At 66.3% G+C, this 19,459-nt stretch carries 13 protein-coding genes and 1 pseudogene; 12 read left to right on the top strand and 2 right to left on the bottom strand.

The annotated features are described in order from the left end of the window. Positions 1-235: 235 nt before the first annotated feature. The gene (gene cyaY, locus CF68_RS15970) at positions 236-571 is read left to right on the top strand and encodes an iron donor protein CyaY (RefSeq protein WP_035820422.1); all 336 of its coding nucleotides are present in this window, start codon (positions 236-238) and stop codon (positions 569-571) included. Positions 572-642: 71 nt separating this feature from the next. Here the strand turns inward: cyaY and CF68_RS15965 are convergent, their stop codons facing one another. Then, positions 643-3,018, bottom strand: a complete 2,376-nt coding sequence (locus CF68_RS15965; protein ID WP_084187263.1) for a penicillin-binding protein 1A — start codon at positions 3,016-3,018, stop codon at positions 643-645. A gap of 402 nt (positions 3,019-3,420) precedes the next feature. On the opposite strand from CF68_RS15965, the gene pilM reads away from it, so the two are divergent. The 11 genes from pilM (at position 3,421) to CF68_RS15910 (ending at position 19,210) form a co-directional block, all read left to right on the top strand. Further along, positions 3,421-4,491, top strand: a complete 1,071-nt coding sequence (pilM, locus tag CF68_RS15960; RefSeq protein WP_035820419.1) for a type IV pilus assembly protein PilM — start codon at positions 3,421-3,423, stop codon at positions 4,489-4,491. Between the two features lie 17 nt (positions 4,492-4,508). After that, entirely contained in the window at positions 4,509-5,168 is a 660-nt protein-coding gene (locus CF68_RS15955; RefSeq protein ID WP_035820416.1) for a PilN domain-containing protein, read from the top strand. A 2-nt stretch (positions 5,169-5,170) separates the two neighbouring features. Next, complete coding sequence (locus CF68_RS15950; protein ID WP_035820414.1) at positions 5,171-5,842, top strand: type 4a pilus biogenesis protein PilO; 672 nt, start codon at positions 5,171-5,173, stop codon at positions 5,840-5,842. After that, a complete protein-coding gene (locus CF68_RS15945; RefSeq protein WP_011616151.1) occupies positions 5,839-6,390 on the top strand; it encodes a pilus assembly protein PilP in 552 nt (183 codons plus the stop codon). Before CF68_RS15950 ends, CF68_RS15945 begins: the two co-directional genes overlap by 4 nt. Beyond that, the gene (pilQ, locus tag CF68_RS15940; protein WP_035820411.1) at positions 6,387-8,513 is read left to right on the top strand and encodes a type IV pilus secretin PilQ; all 2,127 of its coding nucleotides are present in this window, start codon (positions 6,387-6,389) and stop codon (positions 8,511-8,513) included. Before CF68_RS15945 ends, pilQ begins: the two co-directional genes overlap by 4 nt. 343 nt (positions 8,514-8,856) lie before the next feature. Continuing rightward, a complete protein-coding gene (locus CF68_RS15935) occupies positions 8,857-9,417 on the top strand; it encodes a shikimate kinase (protein ID WP_035820409.1) in 561 nt (186 codons plus the stop codon). Next, positions 9,414-10,520 carry a 3-dehydroquinate synthase gene (gene aroB, locus CF68_RS15930; RefSeq protein WP_035820407.1) on the top strand — a complete coding sequence of 369 codons (1,107 nt, stop codon included), beginning with the start codon at positions 9,414-9,416 and terminating at the stop codon, positions 10,518-10,520. The genes CF68_RS15935 and aroB overlap by 4 nt, the downstream gene beginning before the upstream one ends. A 48-nt stretch (positions 10,521-10,568) precedes the next feature. Beyond that, positions 10,569-11,705: a deoxyguanosinetriphosphate triphosphohydrolase gene (locus CF68_RS15925; RefSeq protein ID WP_035820405.1), complete on the top strand. Its 1,137-nt coding sequence runs from the start codon at positions 10,569-10,571 to the stop codon at positions 11,703-11,705. A gap of 101 nt (positions 11,706-11,806) precedes the next feature. Beyond that, on the top strand, positions 11,807-12,532 hold the full coding sequence (locus CF68_RS15920) for a transposase (protein ID WP_035820403.1): 726 nt from the start codon (positions 11,807-11,809) through the stop codon (positions 12,530-12,532). Between the two features lie 288 nt (positions 12,533-12,820). After that, positions 12,821-17,626 (top strand): glutamate synthase-related protein, encoded by a 4,806-nt coding sequence (locus CF68_RS15915; RefSeq protein WP_035820401.1) that lies wholly within the window; start codon positions 12,821-12,823, stop codon positions 17,624-17,626. A gap of 120 nt (positions 17,627-17,746) precedes the next feature. Beyond that, positions 17,747-19,210 carry a glutamate synthase subunit beta gene (locus CF68_RS15910; protein WP_035820399.1) on the top strand — a complete coding sequence of 488 codons (1,464 nt, stop codon included), beginning with the start codon at positions 17,747-17,749 and terminating at the stop codon, positions 19,208-19,210. A gap of 76 nt (positions 19,211-19,286) precedes the next feature. Here CF68_RS15910 and CF68_RS15905 read toward each other — a convergent pair. Next, positions 19,287-19,459 (bottom strand): annotated as a pseudogene (locus CF68_RS15905) (GNAT family N-acetyltransferase); the annotation flags it as partial.

The following is a 19,459-nucleotide window of genomic DNA, read 5'->3' as shown; positions in this document are numbered from 1 at the left end:
GGTCAGCGGCCCGCGGATGCCGCATCCGCCCAGTAGGGGCATCGCAAGGGCGGCGGCAAACGCCGATACAATCGCAACACGACGCAGCATCGGGTCGTCCTTTAGGCTGTTGGCAAGGCGTTGGATGGCCCGACGCGCAACGGCCGGGCATCCGAAGGATTCTTAACAAAAAAGCCGTTCGCGCCACGTACGCCCGGTCCGGGCAGCGGCGGCAACGGCGGTCTCGGAGTTTAGCATGCCCCCCTTGAGCGAAAGCGAGTTCCTGGCCCTGGCCACGCAGGAGCTGGACCGCATCGAAGCCACGGTCGAGGCGGCCGCCGACGCGGCCGACGCCGATATTGAGATCAGCCGCACCGGCAACGTGATGGAGCTGGAGTTCGAGAACGGCACCAAGATCATCATCAACAGCCAGGCGCCGATGCAGGAACTGTGGGTGGCCGCGCGCGCCGGCGGCTTCCATTTCCGCCGCGACGGCGAGCGCTGGATCGACACCCGCAACGGCGGCGAGCTGTATGCGGCGCTGTCGGGCTACGTCAGCGAGCAGGCCGGCGCGGCCCTCAGGCTGGGCTGACGCAAAGCCTGCTTTGCAGGCAAAAGAAAAGCCGGCCTCGTGGCCGGCTTTCTGTTGTCTGGCGGCCGTGATCAGGCGCCGCCGAACATCTCCAGGATCTTCTTCTTCTCGCCCTCGGTGTCGGCCGGCGCGGTGGCTGATTCCTCCGGCTTGCCCGGCCACGGATCGCCCAGGCCCACCGAAGCCACCCCGGCGCCGCCGGCGTTCTCTTCGAAGGTCCAGTCGCCGCCCACCATCAGCACGCCTTCCGGCGCAGGCCGCTCGGGCGACTCCGGCACGCCCTTGAGCGCCTTGCTCATATAGCCCACCCAGATCGGCAGGGCCAGGCCGCCACCGGTTTCGCGCACGCCCAGGCTCTTGGGCTGGTCGTAGCCCATCCAGGCGATCGCCACCAGGTTGGGCGTGTAGCCGGCGAACCAGGCATCGACCGCGTCGTTGGTGGTACCGGTCTTGCCGGCCAGGTCGTTGCGGCCCAGGCGCTGCTTGGCGGGGTTGGCGGTACCGTAGCGCACCACGTCGCGCAGCATGGTGTCGGCGAGAAAGGCGGTGCGTGCGTCAAGCACGCGCACGGCGTCGGTGCCGGCGCGCTGCGGCTGGGTTTCAGAGATCACGTTGCCGCGCGCGTCCACCACCTTCTGGATCAGGTACGGGTTGACGCGGTAGCCGCCGTTGGCGAACACCGAGTACGCGCCCGCCATCTGCAGCGGCGTCACGGCGCCCGAGCCCAGCGCCATCGGCAGGTAGGCCGGGTGCTTGTCGGCCTCGAAGCCGAAGCGCGTGATGTAGTCCTGCGCGTACTGCGTGCCGATCGCGCGCAGGATCCGCACCGAGACCAGGTTCTTGGACTTGGCCAGCGCGCGGCGCATGGTCATCGGGCCCTCGAAGCGGCCGTCATAGTTCTTCGGCTCCCACACCTGGCCGCCGGTATCGGGGCCGATCGTCAGCGGTGCGTCGTTGATCACCGTGGCCGGCGAGAAGCCCTTTTCCAGCGCGGCCGAGTAGATGAACGGCTTGAAGCTGGAACCCGGCTGGCGCCAGGCCTGGGTCACGTGGTTGAACTTGTTGCGGTTGAAGTCGAAGCCGCCCACCATCGAACGGATCTCGCCGTCCTGCGGGTTGATCGACACGAACGCCGCGGCCACTTCCGGCAACTGGGTCACGGACCAGTTGCCTTTCTCGTCCTTGGTCACGCGGATGACAGCGCCGGGGCGCATCTTCATCTTGGGTTGCGCGTTGGACGACAGCGACGGCGAGATAAAGCGCAGCGCCGAGCCCTCGATGGTTGCCACTTCGCCGGACAGCAGCGTCGCCTTTACCTGCTTGGCCGACACGCTGGTGACCACGGCCGAGCGCAGGTCGCCGCTGCCGGGGTGCTCGACCAGCGCATCGTCGATGGCCTGCTCGCGCTCGGCCGGGTCGGAAGGCAGGTCGATAAAGGCCTCGGGGCCGCGGTAGCCGTGCTTGCGCTCGTAGTTCATGATGCCGGTGCGCACCGACTCATAGGCGGCGTCCTGGTCCGGCTTGGTCAGCGTGGTGTAGACCGTCAGGCCGCGCGTGTAGGTTTCTTCGCGGTACTGCGCGTACATCAGCTGGCGCACGATCTCGGCGACGTACTCGGCGTGGGTGGAGAACTCGTTGCCCTCGGTGCGCACCTTCAGCTCGGCATGCACGGCCTGCTCGTACTGGTCGGGCGTGATATAGCCCAGGTCGCGCATGCGCTGCAGGATGTACTCCTGGCGCACCTTGGCGCGGCGCGGGTTGACCACCGGGTTGTACGCCGACGGCGCCTTGGGCAGGCCTGCCAGCATGGCGGCCTCGGCCGGCGTCACGTCGCGCACCGACTTGCCGAAATACACGCGCGCGGCGCTGTCGAAGCCGTAGGCGCGCTGGCCCAGATAGATCTGGTTCATGTACAGCTCGAGGATCTGGTCCTTGTTCAGGTTGGCCTCGATCTTGTACGCCAGCAGCATCTCGTAGATCTTGCGGGTGTAGGTCTTCTCGCTGGACAGGAAGAAGTTGCGCGCCACCTGCATGGTGATGGTGGAGGCGCCCTGCGACAGCCCGCCACGCAGGTTGGCCAGCCCGGCGCGCAGCACGCCGACAAAGTCGACGCCGCCGTGCTCGTAGAAGCGGTCGTCCTCGATCGCCAGGACCGCCTTTTTCATCACGTCCGGAATCTCGGCGATGGGCACGAAGTTGCGTCGCTCTTCGCCGAATTCGCCGATCAGCACATTGTCCGCGGTGTAGATGCGAAGCGGGATCTTGGGCCGGTAGTCGGTGATGGTGTCCAGCGAAGGCAGGTTGGGCGCGGCCACCAGCAGCGCGTAGCCGAGCAGCAGCGCAATCACGACGGCACCGGCGACAACCAGTCCGACCGCCCAGAACATGAGCCGCGTCCAGATCGGACGGCGGGCAGGGTGGGACGGCTTGTGTTGTGCGGTGGCCATAAGGGAAATACCTAGTCAGGGGTGCCCGGGATTATATCTTCCGGCATCGGCCCGCCCGGGCGTACAGTGGTGCGGGCGCCGCTATCGCGCTGTTACAAGATGTAATGTGGCGAATGCCTGCACGCACGGCGACGTTGCGTGCAGCTAAAGGGGTGCGGGCAGGCGCACAAGCGCGCACGGAAGGGAACCCGACGACCGTGGGGTTTTGGCAACGGATTGGTGAGGGGCTTCTCAAAAAGAACTCGGCGCCAGTTCGGCACATTGCCACCGATGCTGGATTTTGTGAGAATCGACCAACATAAAAGAGCAAACGTTTCATTCAAGAAACAAGGCTCGCCCGATTAGAGCGTTCAAGCCAGGGGCGAGTTCAAAAGTCAGGGGGTCACCTTGCGTCGGGGCATTTTGTCGGGGCTTCTACGCCGGACTACGGTCGGCGTGGATATCGGGTCGTCCAGTGTCAAGGTAGTCGAGCTGTCCGTAGGGGGCAGCAGGCAAGACTATCGGCTGGAAAAATGCGCCAGCGAACTGCTGGACCGCAACGCCGTTGCCGATGGCAACGTCATCAATATCGAGGCCGTCGGGATCGCGCTCAAACGCGCGCTGGGCAAGGCCGGCATCCGTTCGAAGGACGTGGTGCTGGGCGTGCCGTCCATGCTGACGGAGTCACAGACGGTCAGCTTGCCGGACAACCTGTCCGAAGACGAGCTGTATTCCCAGGTCGAATCCGAGGCGCACCGGCTTTATCCGCCGTCGCAGGCGGTCAACTTCGACTTCGCCGTGATCGGCCCCAGCGAGACCGAGGGCGGTATCGGCGTGCGCGTCACGGCGGCCAACAGCGACCGCGTGCAAGAGCGCGTGACCGCGGCCGAGATGGCCGGGCTCAAGCCCCAGGTCATGGATGTCGAGGAATACGCGGTGCAGCGCTCGATCGTGCAGATGCTGGGCGTGCCGCACGAGATGCCCGAGGCCGATGCGCGCGCGCTGCCGGTGGTGGCGGTGATCCACCTGGGCGGCAGCCGATCCAAGGCGATCTTCTACCAGGGCTGGAAAGAACTCTACGAGCAGCCGCTGAACAGCTACGGCGACCAGCTCACGCAGAGTGCGGCGCGCATGTTCACCCTTGACGCGCTCAAGGCCGAGATCAAGAAGCGCAAGAACACGCTGCCCGAAGCCTGGCGCGCGCAGTTGCTCAAGCCGTCGCTGGATGCACTGGCGATGGAAGTGCAGTCCGCGGTCGGCAACTTCATCGCCAGTTCCAGCCTGGGCCGGGTCGACGAGATCCTGCTCTCGGGCGGGCATGCGTCGCTGCTCGGCGTGCAATCGGCGATCCAGCACCAGACCAAGATCACCACCACGCTGGCGAACCCGTTCGCCAACATGGCGACCAACGCCAAGGTCAACGAGCGCTACCTGCAGCGTGACTTGCCGGCGTACATCGTCAGTGCCGGCCTGGCCCTGCGCGGCCTGCAATAACGCACCGGAGGCATCAGATGTCTACGAACACACTGCCTTCGGTCAACCTGCTGCCCTACCACGAAGCCCGCAAGGCAGCACGCCGCAAGAAGGTCTATACGATGCTGGCCGGTGCCGCAGTGGCTGGCGCTGCCGTGGTGCTGCTGGGCGGCTTCTATATCGACGGGCGCATCGCTTCGGTGGTCGCGCTCAACCAGGTATTGAGCGCTGAGAACGCCAGGCTGGACGGGCAGATCCGCGAGGTCAACAGCCTGAAGAAGGACATCGACGCGCTGCTGCAGCGCCAGAAGGCGGTTGAAAGCCTGCAGACCGAGCGCAACCGCCCGGTGCAGCTGCTTGAGGAACTGGTGCGGCAGGTGCCGGAGGGCGTCTACCTGACCAGCCTGAAGCAGACCGGCGAGGCCTTCACCATCGCGGGCGTGGCGCAGTCCAACGAGCGCATTTCCGAGCTGCTGCGCAACCTGAGCGGGGTGGCCTGGCTGGACAAGGCCGAACTGGTCGAATCCAAGGCCGTCACCATGACCAACAACCTGCGCGAGCAGCGCCGCTTGTTCGACTTCTCGATGCGCTTCGCGTACCGCGCGCCGGAAGCGGCGGCCGACGGCAAAAAGGCCGTGCCCGGCGCCTCCGCACCCGCAGCCGCCCCAGTTCCCGCACCCGCAGCCGGAAAGGCCTGACCATGGCGCTCAATACTGAAATCAACCTGGCCGACCTGACCGGCCAGTTCCGCGGGCTCAACCTGAGCGAACCGGAGACGTGGCCGGCCGCGCCGCGCGTGCTGTTCGCGGTGCTGGCCGCGTCCGTGGTGCTGGTGCTGGGCTGGCAGTTCTACTGGAGCGCCAAGTTCGACGAACTCGACCGCCAGCGCCAGGAGCAGGAAAGCCTGAAGCAGGCGTACCAGTCCAAGGTGGCGCAGGTGGCCAACCTGGACGCGCTGCGCGAGCAAAAGAAGCAGGTGGAGCAGCGCGTGGCGCTGCTGGAGCGGCAGCTGCCCAACAAGGCCGAGATGGATGCACTGCTGGCCGACGTCAACCACGCCGGTGTCGCACGCGGGCTGCAGTTCGAGCTGTTCAAGCCGCAGGGGGCGGTGATCAAGCCCTACTTCGCCGAGATCCCGGTGAACCTGCGCGTGACCGGGCGCTACCACGAGGTGGCGCAGTTCAATGCCGACGTGGCGGCCCTGTCGCGGATCGTATCGATGCAGAACCTGCAGCTGGCCAATACCAAGGAAGGCGGGATGTCGATGGAGGCGGTGGCGATGGCCTACCGCGCGCTCGACCCGGACGAGCAGGCCGCGCAGCGCAAGGCCGCGGCAGCCGCTGCGGCAGCCAAGGCAGGAGGTGCCAAATGAGCCGCACCGCCCGTACCCGCAGCCTCGCCTGGACCACGGCGCCACGCACGTTCGCGGCGGCGGCGCTGGCCGTCGGCCTGCTGGGCGCCTGCGGCGCCAGCGATGAAGACGCCTTGCGCCAGTGGATGGATGCCACCCGCAGCGCGCGCGCCAAGCCGCCCGAGCCGCTGCCCGACGCCCGGCCCTATGTGCCGCGCGAGTACGCCGCAGCCAAGGCGCCCGAGCCGTTCGCGCAGGCCAAGATCGGCGAGCTGAACAAGACACTGGCGGATTCGCCCGAAGCCGGGCGGCGCCGCGAGCCGCTGGAGGACTACCCGCTCGAGAACTTCAAGATGCTCGGGATGATGAAGAAGCACGGGGAGACCTTCGGCATCGTGCGGGTTGATAACAAGATCCACCATATCAAGGTGGGTCAGTATCTCGGCCAGAGCTATGGCCGGGTGGTCCGCATCACCGATCAGGAGATCGTGCTGCGCGAATTGGTCCGGGAGGGGGTATCAGAGTGGAAAGAGAAAATGACCAGCCTGAAGCTGGAGGTGGCGGCATGACCCTCGCGCGCTGGTACCGTGCGCTCGCGGGCGCCGCAAGAATGGCGATGGCGCTGTTGCTGGTGATTGCCGCGCCGGCAGCGCTGGCACAAAGCAACCGCATCAAGTCGGTTGACGTCAGCATGGTCGGGGAGCAGACCGTGTTCACGGTCGAGCTCGAACGGCCGCTGACGCAGAAGCCGGCGGACTTCACCACGCAGAACCCGGCACGGCTCGCGATCGATTTCTTCGATACCGGCTTTGCCAACCGGCGCGCGCAGTACGACTACGGCGGCAAGCTGGTCAAGTCAGCCAACGTGGTGCAGATCGGCGACCGCACCCGCGTGATCCTCGACCTCACGCGCAACGCCACCTATCGCACCGACCAGCGCGGCAATTACTTCGTGGTGGCGCTGGATAACGTGGCGCCGGCGCTCAAGAATGCCGCGCCCACGTTTGCGCCGGCTGCGACGGCGACGCCTGCAGCCGCGGCGGCGCGGCCGTCGGTGCGCAATGTCGACTTCCGCCGCGGTGCCGATGGCGCCGGGCGCGTGGTGGTGGACCTGTCCTCGCGCGATTCGGGCATCAATATCGCGCAGCAGGGCAAGAACGTCGTGGTCGATTTCCTCGGCACCACGCTGCCTGACAACCTGCGGCGTCGCTTCGACGTCAGCGACTTCGGCACGCCGGTGCAGGGCATGCAAGCCTCGGACACCAACGGCAACGCGCGCCTGACGATCGAGCCGCGCGGCAACTGGGAATACAGCTCGTACCAGACCGATACCCAGTTCGTGGTCGAGGTGCGCCCGGTCAAGGAAGACCCGACCAAGCTGATCAGTGGCCCGGGCTACCGCGGCGAGCGCCTGTCGCTGAACTTCCAGAACATCGACATCCGCTCGTTGCTGCAGGTGTTTGCCGATTTTACCAACCTGAACATCATCACCAGCGAAAGCGTGCAGGGCAACCTGACGCTGCGCCTGAAGGATGTGCCGTGGGACCAGGCGCTGCAGATCGTGATGGATGCCAAGGGCCTGGCCTCGCGCCGCAACGGCAATGTGCTGTGGGTGGCGCCGAAGGCGGAGCTGCAGACCAAGGAGAAGCTGGAGCTGGAGTCGCAGCAGCAGATCAATGACCTGGAGCCGATCCGCAGCCAGGTGTTCCAGCTCAATTACCAGCGTGCCGAAGACGTGCGCAAGATGCTGCTGGGCATGGGGGCGGGCGGCGGTGCCGTGGCCGCCGTCAGTACCGCCGGGTCGGCGGGCGCCAGCGCGCGCATGCTGTCCAGGCGCGGTTCGCTGACGGCCGATGCGCGCACCAACCAGCTCTTCGTTTCGGATATCGCCAGCAAGCTGGAAGAGGTGCAGAACTTCATCGGCAAGATCGACATCCCGGTGCGCCAGGTCATCATCGAGGCGCGCATCGTCGAGGCCACCGACTCCTTCAGCCGCAACCTGGGTGTAAAGCTGGGCTTTGCCGGGCAGTACAACAACGCCCGCGTCGGCAACACGTACAACAACGTGCTGCCCGGGGCGACCTCCGACAACGGCCCGTTCCTGAGCCTGCCTGCCGGCGCCATCAATGGCACCAACCCGGCCAATATCGCGGTCAGCCTGTTCAACAGCGCCGCCACCAAATTCCTGGCACTGGAGTTGTCGGCGCTGGAAGCGGATGGCAAGGGCAAGATCATCTCCAGCCCGCGCGTGGTCACGGCCAACAACATCAAGGCGCTGATCGAGCAGGGTACCGAGCTGCCGTACCAGGCGGCGACCTCCAGCGGTGCGACCTCGGTGCAGTTCCGCAAGGCCAACCTGAAGCTGGAAGTGACGCCGCAGATCACGCCCGAAGGCAATGTGCTGCTCGATGTGGACGTGAACAAGGACAGTGTGGGCATCCAGACCACCTCCGGCTTTGCCATCGACACCAAGCACGTGCAGACCCAGGTGCTGGTGGAGAACGGCGGCACGGTGGTGATCGGCGGCATCTACACCCAGACCGAGTCCAACGAGACCGACAAGGTGCCGCTGCTGGGCGATATCCCGGTGCTGGGCTACCTGTTCAAGAACAACGCCAAGGTGCGCAACCGCACCGAGCTGCTGGTGTTCCTGACCCCGCGCATCCTGAACGAGAGCGTGTCGCTCAGGTAGGGACATGACGTCCGGAGGCGCCGGATACAGTAGACTGGCAGGCCGCATCGAGGGATGCGGCCTTTTTTGCGCGCCGCGGGGGGCGGAGACGGGCCCCGGGACGGGCCAGCCGTGTGGGCCATGCCGCATTCGCCACTTGCCGGCCGCGCCACAACATAAGAAGATGATGCAGTTCCCAACCGGGGAGGACGGCCCGCATGCCGCGCTCCCGAACGACAGTCCAGTGACAGCCTCAGCGACAGGCCCGGCGGCACAGCGCCAGGCCCAGGATCGGCGCGATGCCGATCGATCCGACTCCGAGCGACCGGAATCCGATCGACCCAACCTCTTTTTCGTCGGCCTGATGGGCGCCGGCAAGACCACCGTGGGCCGCACGGTGGCACGGCGCCTGCACTATCCGTTCTTCGATTCCGACCATGAACTGGAGGCGCACTGCGGCGTGCGCATCCCGGTGATCTTCGAGGTCGAGGGCGAAGCCGGCTTCCGCGACCGCGAGGCCGCGATGATCCGAGAGCTGGCCGCGCGCCAGGGCATCGTGCTGGCCACCGGCGGCGGCGCCGTGCTGCGTGCCGAGAACCGCGAGGTGCTGAAGTCCTGCGGCACGGTCGTGTACCTGCGCGCCAGCCCGCACGACCTGTGGCTGCGCACCCGCCACGACCGCAACCGGCCGCTGCTGCAGACCGAGGACCCCAAGGGCAAGCTCGAGGCGCTCTATGCCGAACGCGACCCGCTCTACCGCGAGGTTGCCGACTTCATCATCGAAACCGGCAAGCCCTCGGTGGCGCAGCTTGCTAATATGGTGTTGATGCAACTTGAAATGGCCGGTTTCCCGATCGATCCCCCGCAGCCGGCCTCCGCGCCGCCGGAAGCGTCGGAGCCGCCGGCGCAGGACCCCAATCCATGATTACGCTTGAAGTCGACCTGGGCGAGCGCAGCTACCCCATCCATATCGGTACCGGCCTGCTGGACAACGCCGAACTGCTGCGTCCGCATGTGCGCGGCCAGCACGCCGTCATCGTCACCAACGAAACCGTCGGCCCGCTCTACGCGGCGCGCGTCGAGGCCACGCTGGCCGCGCTCGGCAAGACCGTGCGCACCGTCACGCTGCCCGACGGCGAAGCCTTCAAGCACTGGGAAACGCTGAACCGGATCTTCGACGCGCTGCTGCAGGCCGGCGCCGACCGCAAGACCACGCTGGTCGCGCTGGGCGGCGGCGTGGTGGGCGACATGACCGGGTTTGCCGCCGCCTGCTACATGCGCGGCGTGCCCTTTATCCAGATGCCGACCACGCTGCTGGCGCAGGTGGATTCGTCGGTGGGCGGCAAGACCGGCATCAACCACCCGCTCGGCAAGAACATGATCGGCGCGTTCCACCAGCCCAACGCGGTGATCGCCGACATCGACACGCTGCGCACGCTGCCCGCGCGCGAGCTGGCCGCCGGCATGGCCGAGGTCATCAAGCACGGCGCCATCGCCGATGCCGAGTACTTCGGCTGGATCGAGCGCAACATCAAGCCGCTGAATGCCTGCGACCCGGACCTGATGGCGCTCGCCGTGCAGCGCTCCTGCGAGATCAAGGCCGGCGTGGTGGCCCAGGACGAGCGCGAGGGCGGCCTGCGCGCCATCCTCAATTTCGGCCACACCTTCGGCCATGCGATCGAGGCCGGCATGGGCTACGGCGCCTGGCTGCACGGCGAGGCCGTCGGCTGCGGCATGGTGATGGCCGCCGACCTGTCGCACCGGCTGGGCTTTATCGACACCGAGACCCGCGCCCGCATCCGCGAGCTGACGCAGGCCGCCAACCTGCCCGTGGTGGCGCCGGAACTCGGTGCCGACCGCTATATCGAACTGATGAAGGTCGACAAGAAGGCCGAAGCGGGCAGCATCAAGTTCATCCTGCTGAAGCGGCTCGGCGAAGCGTTCATCACCACCGTGCCGGACGCTGACCTGCGCGCCACGCTCGCGCACGCCGTGCTCAAACCTCCCACCGAGGCCCCGGTCGCCTGACCGATCGGTTATGCCTCGCCACCCCGCCCCAGCCACCGGACGCGCCGCATGACCGACTTTGAAAGCCATCTCGCCCCTTACGCCGCCCGCTCTGCGCAGACGCGCGGGCGGGTGCATGCCGAACCCGCATCGCTGTCGCGCAGCGAATTCCAGCGCGACCGCGACCGGGTCATCCACAGCACGGCGTTCCGGCGGCTCGAGTACAAGACCCAGGTCTTCGTCAACCATGAAGGGGACCTGTTCCGCACCCGGCTGACCCACAGCCTGGAGGTGGCGCAGATCGCCCGCTCGATCGCGCGCAACCTGCGCCTCAATGAAGACCTGGTCGAGGCGATCTCGCTGGCGCACGACCTGGGGCACACCCCCTTCGGCCACGCCGGGCAGGATGCGCTCAATACCTGCATGAAGAACCACGGCGGCTTCGAGCACAACCTGCAGAGCCTGCTGGTGGTGGACGAGCTGGAAGAGCGCTACGGCGGCTTCAACGGGCTGAACCTGACCTTCGAGACGCGCGAGGGCATCCTCAAGCATTGCTCGCGGGTCAACGCCTCGGCGCTGGGCGAGCTGGGCCGGCGCTTCCTGGAGGGCACGCAGCCGTCGCTGGAGGCGCAGCTGGCCAACCTGGCCGACGAGATCGCCTACAACAACCACGATATCGACGACGGCCTGCGCTCGGGGCTGCTGACGCTGGAGCAGCTGGACGAGGTGCCGATGTGGGCCCGCCACCGCGCCGAGGTGGCCGCTGTCTTCCCCGGCGTCAACGGCCGGCGTGCCATCAACGAGACGGTCCGGCGCATGATCAATACGCTGATCGTCGACCTGATCGAGACCACCAGCCGCAATATCGCCGAGGCCAACCCGCGCAATATCGACGCGGTGCGCGCCGCCGGCCCGCTGGTCGGCTTCAGCCCGCAGATGCATGAAGAAGCGGCCGAACTCAAGCGCTTCCTGTTCCGGCACTTGTACCGGCACTACCTGGTGATGCGCATGTCGGCCAAGGCGCAGCGCATTGTCGGCGACCTGTTCCAGGCCTTCATGTCCGACCCGCGCCTGCTGCCGCCGCAGTACCAGGCCAGCCATGGGGGCGACCAGTCACGGCTGATTGCCCACTACATCGCGGGCATGACCGACCGCTACGCGATCCGCGAGCACCGCCGCATTTTCGCGGTCAGCGAAGGCAACTGACGGCCGCGTTCCGGCGGGCCCGCCGATCGGCGCGCCAGCCTGCCGCATAAATGGGGACGGATCAGGCTATGATGCGGGCATCAATGTTCGCATGACCTCTCATGGCCCGCCTTCCCCGCTTTTCCCCCGCCGGTCTGCCCGCCCTGGTGTTGCAGCGCGGCAACAACCGCCAGCCCGTGTTCCTGGGGCCGGACGACTACCTGCACTACCTCGACTGCCTGCGCATGGCCGCGCGCGAGCATGACCTTGCCATCCACGCCTACACGCTGCGGCCCAACCACGTGCACCTGGTGGCCACGCCCAAGGGGTCAGACTCGCTGAGCCTGACCATGCAGGCGGTGGGGCGGCGCTACGCGCGTTACTTCAACCGGGTGGCCAGCCGCACCGGCACGCTGTGGGAAGGGCGCTTCCGTTCCGCGGTGTTCGACCCCGCCCGGTGGATGCTGCCGGCGATGCTCTATGTCGAGGGCAACGCGCTGCGCGCAGGCGAGGTGAGCACCCCCGAGGGCGATCGCTGGAGCAGTTACTGTCATCACGCCGGCATCGAGGCCAGCCAGTTTGTGAGCGACCACTCCGCGTATTGGGAGCTGGGCAATACGCCGTTCGAACGGCAGTCGAACTACCGGATGCTGACCGCCGAGGGCCTGTCGGGCAAGACCCTGGAGATACTGCGCGGCCATGCCCATAGCGGCTGGCCGCTTGGCGACGAAGCGTTCCTGGCCCAACTGGAGCGGCACGCAACGCGGCGCGTGCAACCGTTGCCGAAAGGGCGCCCCAAAAAGGTGCAAACGACGTCAACAGATGCGCCAGAATCGCCACATAATTAATATGTCCCTATTTAAATGGATCACAGAAACGGTGCGTAATTTAAAGTTATCTGACCCCATTTAAAAATTTTGCGAGGCGAACGCGATTCCCATATAGTTGCTCCACCCACAGTCATTGTGCGGCGCGTCACGCTCGTGTACGCCGCTGCGGCCCGCTGACAGCTTCGTCCCCATTTTCCGTCCCGCCGGTTTCCGGTTTGGGTGGAGGAATAAAGAAAACGAGAAAGCGCGCGGTCCCCGTTCCGGTACGCCCAGCCAGTTCGCGCAGCCTTCACCGGAATTCAGCCCGTGGACCAAACGAAAAATCTTTCGGCCCAAGCTCAGGCACAAGCGCAGACCAGCGAGTCTTCCCACGCCATTGACCTGCGCCCGCAAGCGCAGGGCATGTACGATCCAAGCAACGAGCATGACGCCTGCGGCGTCGGCATGGTCGCGCACATCAAGGGCAAGAAGTCCCACGAGATCATCTCGCAGGGCCTGAAGATCCTGGAGAACCTGGACCACCGGGGTGCGGTCGGCGCCGACGCGCTGATGGGCGACGGTGCCGGCATCCTGATCCAGATCCCCGACCAGTTCTACCGCGAGGAAATGGCCGCGCAGGGCGTGAGCCTGCCGCCCGCCGGCGAATACGGCGTGGGCATGATCTTCCTGCCGAAGGAACACGCCTCGCGCCTGGCCTGCGAGCAGGAACTGGAGCGCACGGTCCGCCTGGAAGGCCAGGTCGTGCTGGGCTGGCGCGACGTGCCGGTCGACGCCAAGATGCCGATGTCGCCGACGGTGCGCACCACCGAGCCGGTGATCCGCCAGATCTTCATCGGGCGCGGCCGCGACATCATGACCACGGACGCGCTGGAACGTAAGCTCTACGTCATCCGCAAGACCGCCAGCCACGCCATCCAGGCGCTCAAGCTCAAGCACGGCAAGGAATACTTCGTGCCGTCGATGTCGGCCCGTACCGTGGTGTACAAGGGCCTGCTGCTGGCCAACCAGGTCGGCGAGTACTACCTGGACCTGCTGGACCAGCGTGCCGTCTCGGCCCTGGCCCTGGTGCACCAGCGCTTCTCGACCAACACCTTCCCGGCCTGGGAACTGGCCCACCCGTACCGCATGGTCGCCCACAACGGCGAAATCAACACGGTCAAGGGCAACGTCAACTGGATCAACGCGCGCACCGGCGCGATCTCGTCGCCGGTGCTGGGCGACGACCTGCCCAAGCTGTGGCCGCTGATCTACCCGGGCCAGTCCGACACCGCATCGTTCGACAACTGCCTCGAACTGCTGACGATGGCCGGCTACCCGCTCGTCCACGCGATGATGATGATGATCCCGGAAGCCTGGGAACAGCACACGCTGATGGACGACAACCGCCGCGCCTTCTACGAATACCACGCCGCCATGATGGAGCCGTGGGACGGCCCGGCCGCGATCTGCTTCACCGATGGCCGCCAGATCGGCGCCACGCTGGACCGCAACGGCCTGCGCCCGGCACGTTTCTACGTGACCGAGGACGACATCGTGGTGCTGGCTTCGGAAGCCGGCGTACTGCCGTTCCCCGAGTCGCGCATCGTTGAGAAGTGGCGCCTGCAGCCGGGCAAGATGTTCCTGATCGACATGGAGCAGGGCCGCATCATCGACGACAAGGAACTCAAGGACAACCTGGCCAACGCCAAGCCGTACAAGAGCTGGATCGACGCCGTGCGCATCAAGCTCGACGAGCTCGACGCCAAGCCGGAAGACGTTGCCGCCGAGAAGAAGCCGGTGGCCAAGCTGCTGGACCGCCAGCAGGCCTTCGGCTACACCCAGGAAGACGTCAAGTTCCTGATGGCGCCGATGGCGCTGGCCGGCGAGGAAGCCACCGGCTCGATGGGCAATGACTCGCCCCTGGCGGTGCTGTCGTCCAAGAACAAGACGCTGTACCACTACTTCAAGCAGCTGTTTGCCCAGGTCACCAACCCGCCGATCGACCCGATCCGCGAGAACATGGTGATGTCGCTGGTGTCGTTCATCGGCCCGAAGCCGAACCTGCTGGAACTGAACAACATCAACCCGCCGATGCGCCTCGAAGTGTCCCAGCCGGTGCTGGACTTCAAGGACATCGCCAAGATCCGCAACATCGAGCACTACACCGGCGGCAAGTTCCGTTCGTACGAGCTGAACATCTGCTACCCGAAGGCCTGGGGCAAGGAAGGCATCGAAGCGCGCCTGGCCTCGCTGTGCGCCGAAGCCGTGGATGCGGTGCGTTCGGGCTTCAACATCCTGATCGTGTCGGACCGCCGCGTGGATGCCGAGCATGTCGCGATTCCCGCACTGCTGGCCACGTCCGCCATCCACCACCACCTGGTGGAGAAGGGCCTGCGCACGTCCACCGGCCTGGTGGTCGAAACCGGCACCGCCCGTGAAGTGCACCACTTCGCGCTGCTGGCCGGCTATGGCGCCGAAGCCGTGCACCCGTACCTGGCGATGGAAACGCTGGCCGAAATGGCCCAGGGCCTGTCCGGCGACCTGTCGCCCGAGAAGGCCGTCAAGAACTTCGTCAAGGCGATCGGCAAGGGCCTGTTCAAGGTGATGTCCAAGATGGGCATCTCCACCTACATGTCGTACACCGGCGCGCAGATCTTCGAAGCCATCGGCCTGTCGCGCGAACTGGTGCAGAAGTACTTCCATGGCACCCCGTCGAACGTCGAGGGCATCGGCATCTTCGAGGTGGCCGAGGAAGCCCTGCGCCTGCACCGTGACGCCTTTGGCGACAACCCGGTGCTGGAAAGCATGCTGGACGCCGGCGGCGAATACGCCTTCCGCATCCGCGGCGAAGAGCATATGTGGACCCCGGACTCGGTCGCCAAGCTGCAGCACTCGGTGCGCGCCGACGACGGCAAGGGCGCCTACCAGACGTACAAGGAATACGCCAACATCATCAACGACCAGAGCAAGCGCCACATGACGCTGCGCGGTCTGTTCGAGTTCAAGGTCGATCCGGCCAAGGCGATTCCGCTGGAAGAAGTGGAATCGGCCAAGGAGATCGTCAAGCGCTTCGCCACCGGTGCGATGTCGCTCGGCTCGATCTCGACCGAAGCCCACACCACGCTGGCGCTGGCGATGAACCGCATCGGCGGCAAATCCAACACCGGCGAAGGCGGCGAGGACGAGAAGCGCTACCGCAACGAGCTGCGCGGCATCCCCATCAAGCAGGGCGATACCCTCAAGGGCCTGCTGGGCGACGGCGTGATCGAGAACGACCTGGAACTGCGCGACGGCGATTCGCTGCGCTCCAAGATCAAGCAGGTGGCGTCGGGCCGTTTCGGCGTGACCGCCGAATACCTGGCTTCGGCCGACCAGATCCAGATCAAGATGGCGCAGGGCGCCAAGCCCGGCGAAGGCGGCCAGCTGCCCGGCCACAAGGTCTCGGACTACATCGGCAAGCTGCGTTACTCGGTGCCGGGCGTGGGCCTGATCTCGCCGCCCCCGCACCATGACATCTACTCGATCGAGGATCTGGCACAGCTGATCCACGACCTGAAGAACGTCAACCCGTCGTCGGATATCTCGGTCAAGCTGGTGTCCGAAGTGGGCGTCGGCACCGTGGCCGCGGGCGTGTCCAAAGCCAAGGCCGATCACGTCGTGATTGCCGGCCATGACGGCGGCACCGGCGCCTCGCCGTGGTCGTCGATCAAGCACGCTGGCACGCCGTGGGAACTGGGCCTGGCCGAAACGCAGCAGACGCTGCTGCTCAACGGCTTGCGCAACCGCATCCGCGTGCAGGCCGACGGCCAGATGAAGACCGGCCGCGACGTCGTTATCGGCGCGCTGCTGGGTGCCGACGAGTTCGGCTTCGCCACCGCGCCGCTGGTTGCGGAAGGCTGCATCATGATGCGCAAGTGCCACCTGAACACCTGCCCGGTGGGCGTGGCCACGCAGGATCCGCAGCTGCGCAAGAAGTTCCAGGGCAAGCCGGAACACGTGGTCAACTTCTTCTTCTTCGTTGCAGAAGAGGCACGCGAGATCATGGCCCAGCTGGGCATCCGCAAGTTCGACGAGCTGATCGGCCGCGCCGACCTGCTCGACACCAAGCCGGGCATCGAGCACTGGAAGGCACGCGGCCTGGACTTCAGCCGCATCTTCCACCAGGTGTCGCTGGGCGCGGACGTGCCGCTGTACCACACCGACGTGCAGGACCACGGCCTGTCGGCGGAAGCCGGCAAGGCGCTGGACCACGTGCTGATCGCCAAGGCGCGTCCGGCGATCGAGAAGGGCGAGCGCGTCTCGTTCATCCAGCCGGTCAAGAACGTCAACCGTACCGTCGGCGCGATGCTGTCCGGCGTGGTCGCCAAGCAGCATGGCCACGAAGGCCTGCCTGACGACACCATCCACATCCAACTGCAAGGCACCGCCGGCCAGTCGTTCGGCGCGTTCCTGGCCCATGGCATCACGCTGGACCTGGTGGGCGACGGCAACGACTATGTCGGCAAGGGCCTGTCGGGCGGCCGCGTGATTGTGCGTGCCCCGCATGAGTTCCGCGGCGACCCGACCCGCAACATCATCGTCGGCAACACCGTGCTGTACGGTGCCATCGCCGGTGAAGCGTTCTTCAACGGCGTGGCCGGCGAGCGCTTCGCGGTGCGCAACTCCGGCGCGGTTGCCGTGGTGGAAGGCACCGGCGACCACGGTTGCGAGTACATGACCGGCGGCACGGTGGTGGTGCTGGGCGGCACGGGCCGCAACTTCGCGGCCGGCATGTCGGGCGGCGTGGCCTACGTCTATGACGAGGACGGCCTGTTCGACAAGCGCTGCAACACCTCGATGGTGGCACTGGAAGCGGTGCTGGCCTCGGCCGACCAGGAGAAGGGCCAGCCCGAGGCTTCGTGGCACAAGGTCGACGGCAAGCGCGTGCTGGATGAAGTCATCCTGCGCAACCTGATCGAGCAGCATTTCCGCTACACCGGTTCCGAGCGCGCCAAGGCGCTGCTGGCTGACTGGACCACGGCACGCCGCAAGTTCGTCAAGGTCTTCCCGACCGAGTACAAGCGCGCGCTGGGCGAGATGTACGCCAAGGAACAGGCCGCCCGCGACAGCGACCGCGAAGCCATCGCGGCCTGAGCGAGCGCAACGCAACCACGCAGAGGGGCCGCGGCAGCCGCCGCGGCCCTGACAAGATTCTGACCCCACCGCAGGGCTGGCGACGCCGCCGGTCCCGCGCAGCATGACCAAGGACGCAACATGGGTAAGGCGACTGGCTTTCTCGAATTTCCGCGCCAGAACGAAGGCTACGAAGCGGTAGTCAAGCGCGTGAAGCACTACAAGGAATTCGTGTTCGCGCTGTCCGACAGCGAAGCGAAGCTCCAGGGTGCGCGCTGCATGGACTGCGGCATCCCGTTCTGCAACAACGGCTGCCCGGTCAACAACATCATTCCCGACTTCAACGACCTGGTGTACCGCCAGGACTGGAAGTCGGCGATCGAGGTGCTGCACCAGACCAACAACTTCCCCGAGTTCACCGGCCGCATCTGCCCCGCACCGTGCGAGGCCGCCTGCACGCTGGGCATCAATGAACTGCCGGTGGGCATCAAGTCGATCGAGCACGCCATCATCGACAAGGCCTGGGAAGAGGGCTGGGTCAAGCCGCAGCTGCCGCGCCACAAGACCGGCAAGACCGTGGCCGTGGTCGGCTCCGGCCCCGCCGGCATGGCTGTCGCGCAGCAGCTGGCACGCGCCGGCCATGACGTGACCGTGTTCGAGAAGAACGACCGCATCGGCGGCCTGCTGCGCTACGGCATCCCCGACTTCAAGATGGAGAAGACGCTGATCGACCGCCGCATCGAGCAGATGCAGGCCGAAGGCGTGACCTTCCGCGCCGGCGTGATGGTGACCGACGGCGAACTGCCGGCCGGCATCAAGAACTACGCCCGTGAAACCATCTCGGCCCAGGCCCTGATGGACCAGTTCGACGCCGTGGTGCTGGCGGGCGGCTCGGAAGTGCCGCGTGACCTGCCGGTGCCGGGCCGCGACCTGGCCGGCATCCACTTCGCGCTGGAATTCCTGATCCCGCAGAACAAGGAAGTGGCCGGCGACGGCGAGAACGAGATCCGCGCCGAAGGCAAGAACGTGATCGTGATCGGTGGCGGCGATACCGGCTCCGACTGCGTGGGCACGTCCAACCGCCATGGCGCCACCTCGGTGACGCAGTTTGAACTGCTGCCGCAGCCGCCGGAAGAAGAGGACAAGCCGCTGGTGTGGCCGTACTGGCCGATCAAGCTGCGCACCTCGTCGTCGCACGATGAAGGCTGCGAGCGCGACTGGTCGGTCGCGACCAAGGAATTCATCGGCGAGAACGGCAAGGTCACCGCACTGAAGGCCTGCCGCGTCGAATGGAAGGATGGCCGCATGCAGGAAGTCGAAGGCAGCGAGTTCATCCTGCCGGCCGACCTGGTGCTGCTGGCGATGGGCTTCACCAACCCGGTGGGTTCGATGCTGGAAGCGTTTGGCGTGGATACCGATGCGCGCAAGAACGCCAAGGCCTCGACCGAGGGCGAGCGTGCTTACCACACCAACGTGCCCAAGGTGTTCGCCGCCGGCGATGTGCGCCGTGGCCAGTCGCTGGTGGTGTGGGCGATCCGCGAAGGCCGCCAGGCCGCGCGTTCGGTCGATGCCTTCCTGATGGGCCACACCGAACTGCCGCGCTGATTCACCCCGGCAAGAACAAAAAGCCCGCCTGGCGCAAGCCGGCGGGCTTTTTGTCGTCCTGGCGCCGGTGCCGCGCTCAGTCGGCCAGCGCGCGCTCCATCAGCACCGCACTGGCGCCGTAGCTGGCCAGCTTGGCCGCATGGGCGGCGGCCGTGTGCGCCGCCACCGGGGCGTACCCGAGCCTGCGCCACCACGGCGCGGCCGACTGCACCGCGATCAGCCGCGAACGCCGCAGTCCCGCCGCGCGCG

The sequence above is a fragment of the Cupriavidus sp. SK-4 genome (assembly GCF_000611125.1).
GTDB classification, from domain to species: domain Bacteria; phylum Pseudomonadota; class Gammaproteobacteria; order Burkholderiales; family Burkholderiaceae; genus Cupriavidus; species Cupriavidus necator.
The sequence above is the reverse complement of the archived record's forward strand: the minus strand, read 5'-3'. Positions and strand labels throughout refer to the sequence as shown.

What these genes read in the sequence shown, in the direction of transcription:
- cyaY (WP_035820422.1), top strand. Translation starts at nt 236, where the DNA reads ATGCCCCCCTTGAGCGAAAGCGAGTTCCTGGCCCTGGCCACGCAGGAG.
- CF68_RS15965 (WP_084187263.1), bottom strand. Translation starts at nt 3,018, where the DNA reads ATGGCCACCGCACAACACAAGCCGTCCCACCCTGCCCGCCGTCCGATC.
- CF68_RS15955 (WP_035820416.1), top strand. Translation starts at nt 4,509, where the DNA reads ATGTCTACGAACACACTGCCTTCGGTCAACCTGCTGCCCTACCACGAA.
- CF68_RS15950 (WP_035820414.1), top strand. Translation starts at nt 5,171, where the DNA reads ATGGCGCTCAATACTGAAATCAACCTGGCCGACCTGACCGGCCAGTTC.
- CF68_RS15945 (WP_011616151.1), top strand. Translation starts at nt 5,839, where the DNA reads ATGAGCCGCACCGCCCGTACCCGCAGCCTCGCCTGGACCACGGCGCCA.
- pilQ (WP_035820411.1), top strand. Translation starts at nt 6,387, where the DNA reads ATGACCCTCGCGCGCTGGTACCGTGCGCTCGCGGGCGCCGCAAGAATG.
- CF68_RS15935 (WP_035820409.1), top strand. Translation starts at nt 8,857, where the DNA reads ATGGGCGCCGGCAAGACCACCGTGGGCCGCACGGTGGCACGGCGCCTG.
- aroB (WP_035820407.1), top strand. Translation starts at nt 9,414, where the DNA reads ATGATTACGCTTGAAGTCGACCTGGGCGAGCGCAGCTACCCCATCCAT.
- CF68_RS15925 (WP_035820405.1), top strand. Translation starts at nt 10,569, where the DNA reads ATGACCGACTTTGAAAGCCATCTCGCCCCTTACGCCGCCCGCTCTGCG.
- CF68_RS15920 (WP_035820403.1), top strand. Translation starts at nt 11,807, where the DNA reads ATGGCCCGCCTTCCCCGCTTTTCCCCCGCCGGTCTGCCCGCCCTGGTG.
- CF68_RS15910 (WP_035820399.1), top strand. Translation starts at nt 17,747, where the DNA reads ATGGGTAAGGCGACTGGCTTTCTCGAATTTCCGCGCCAGAACGAAGGC.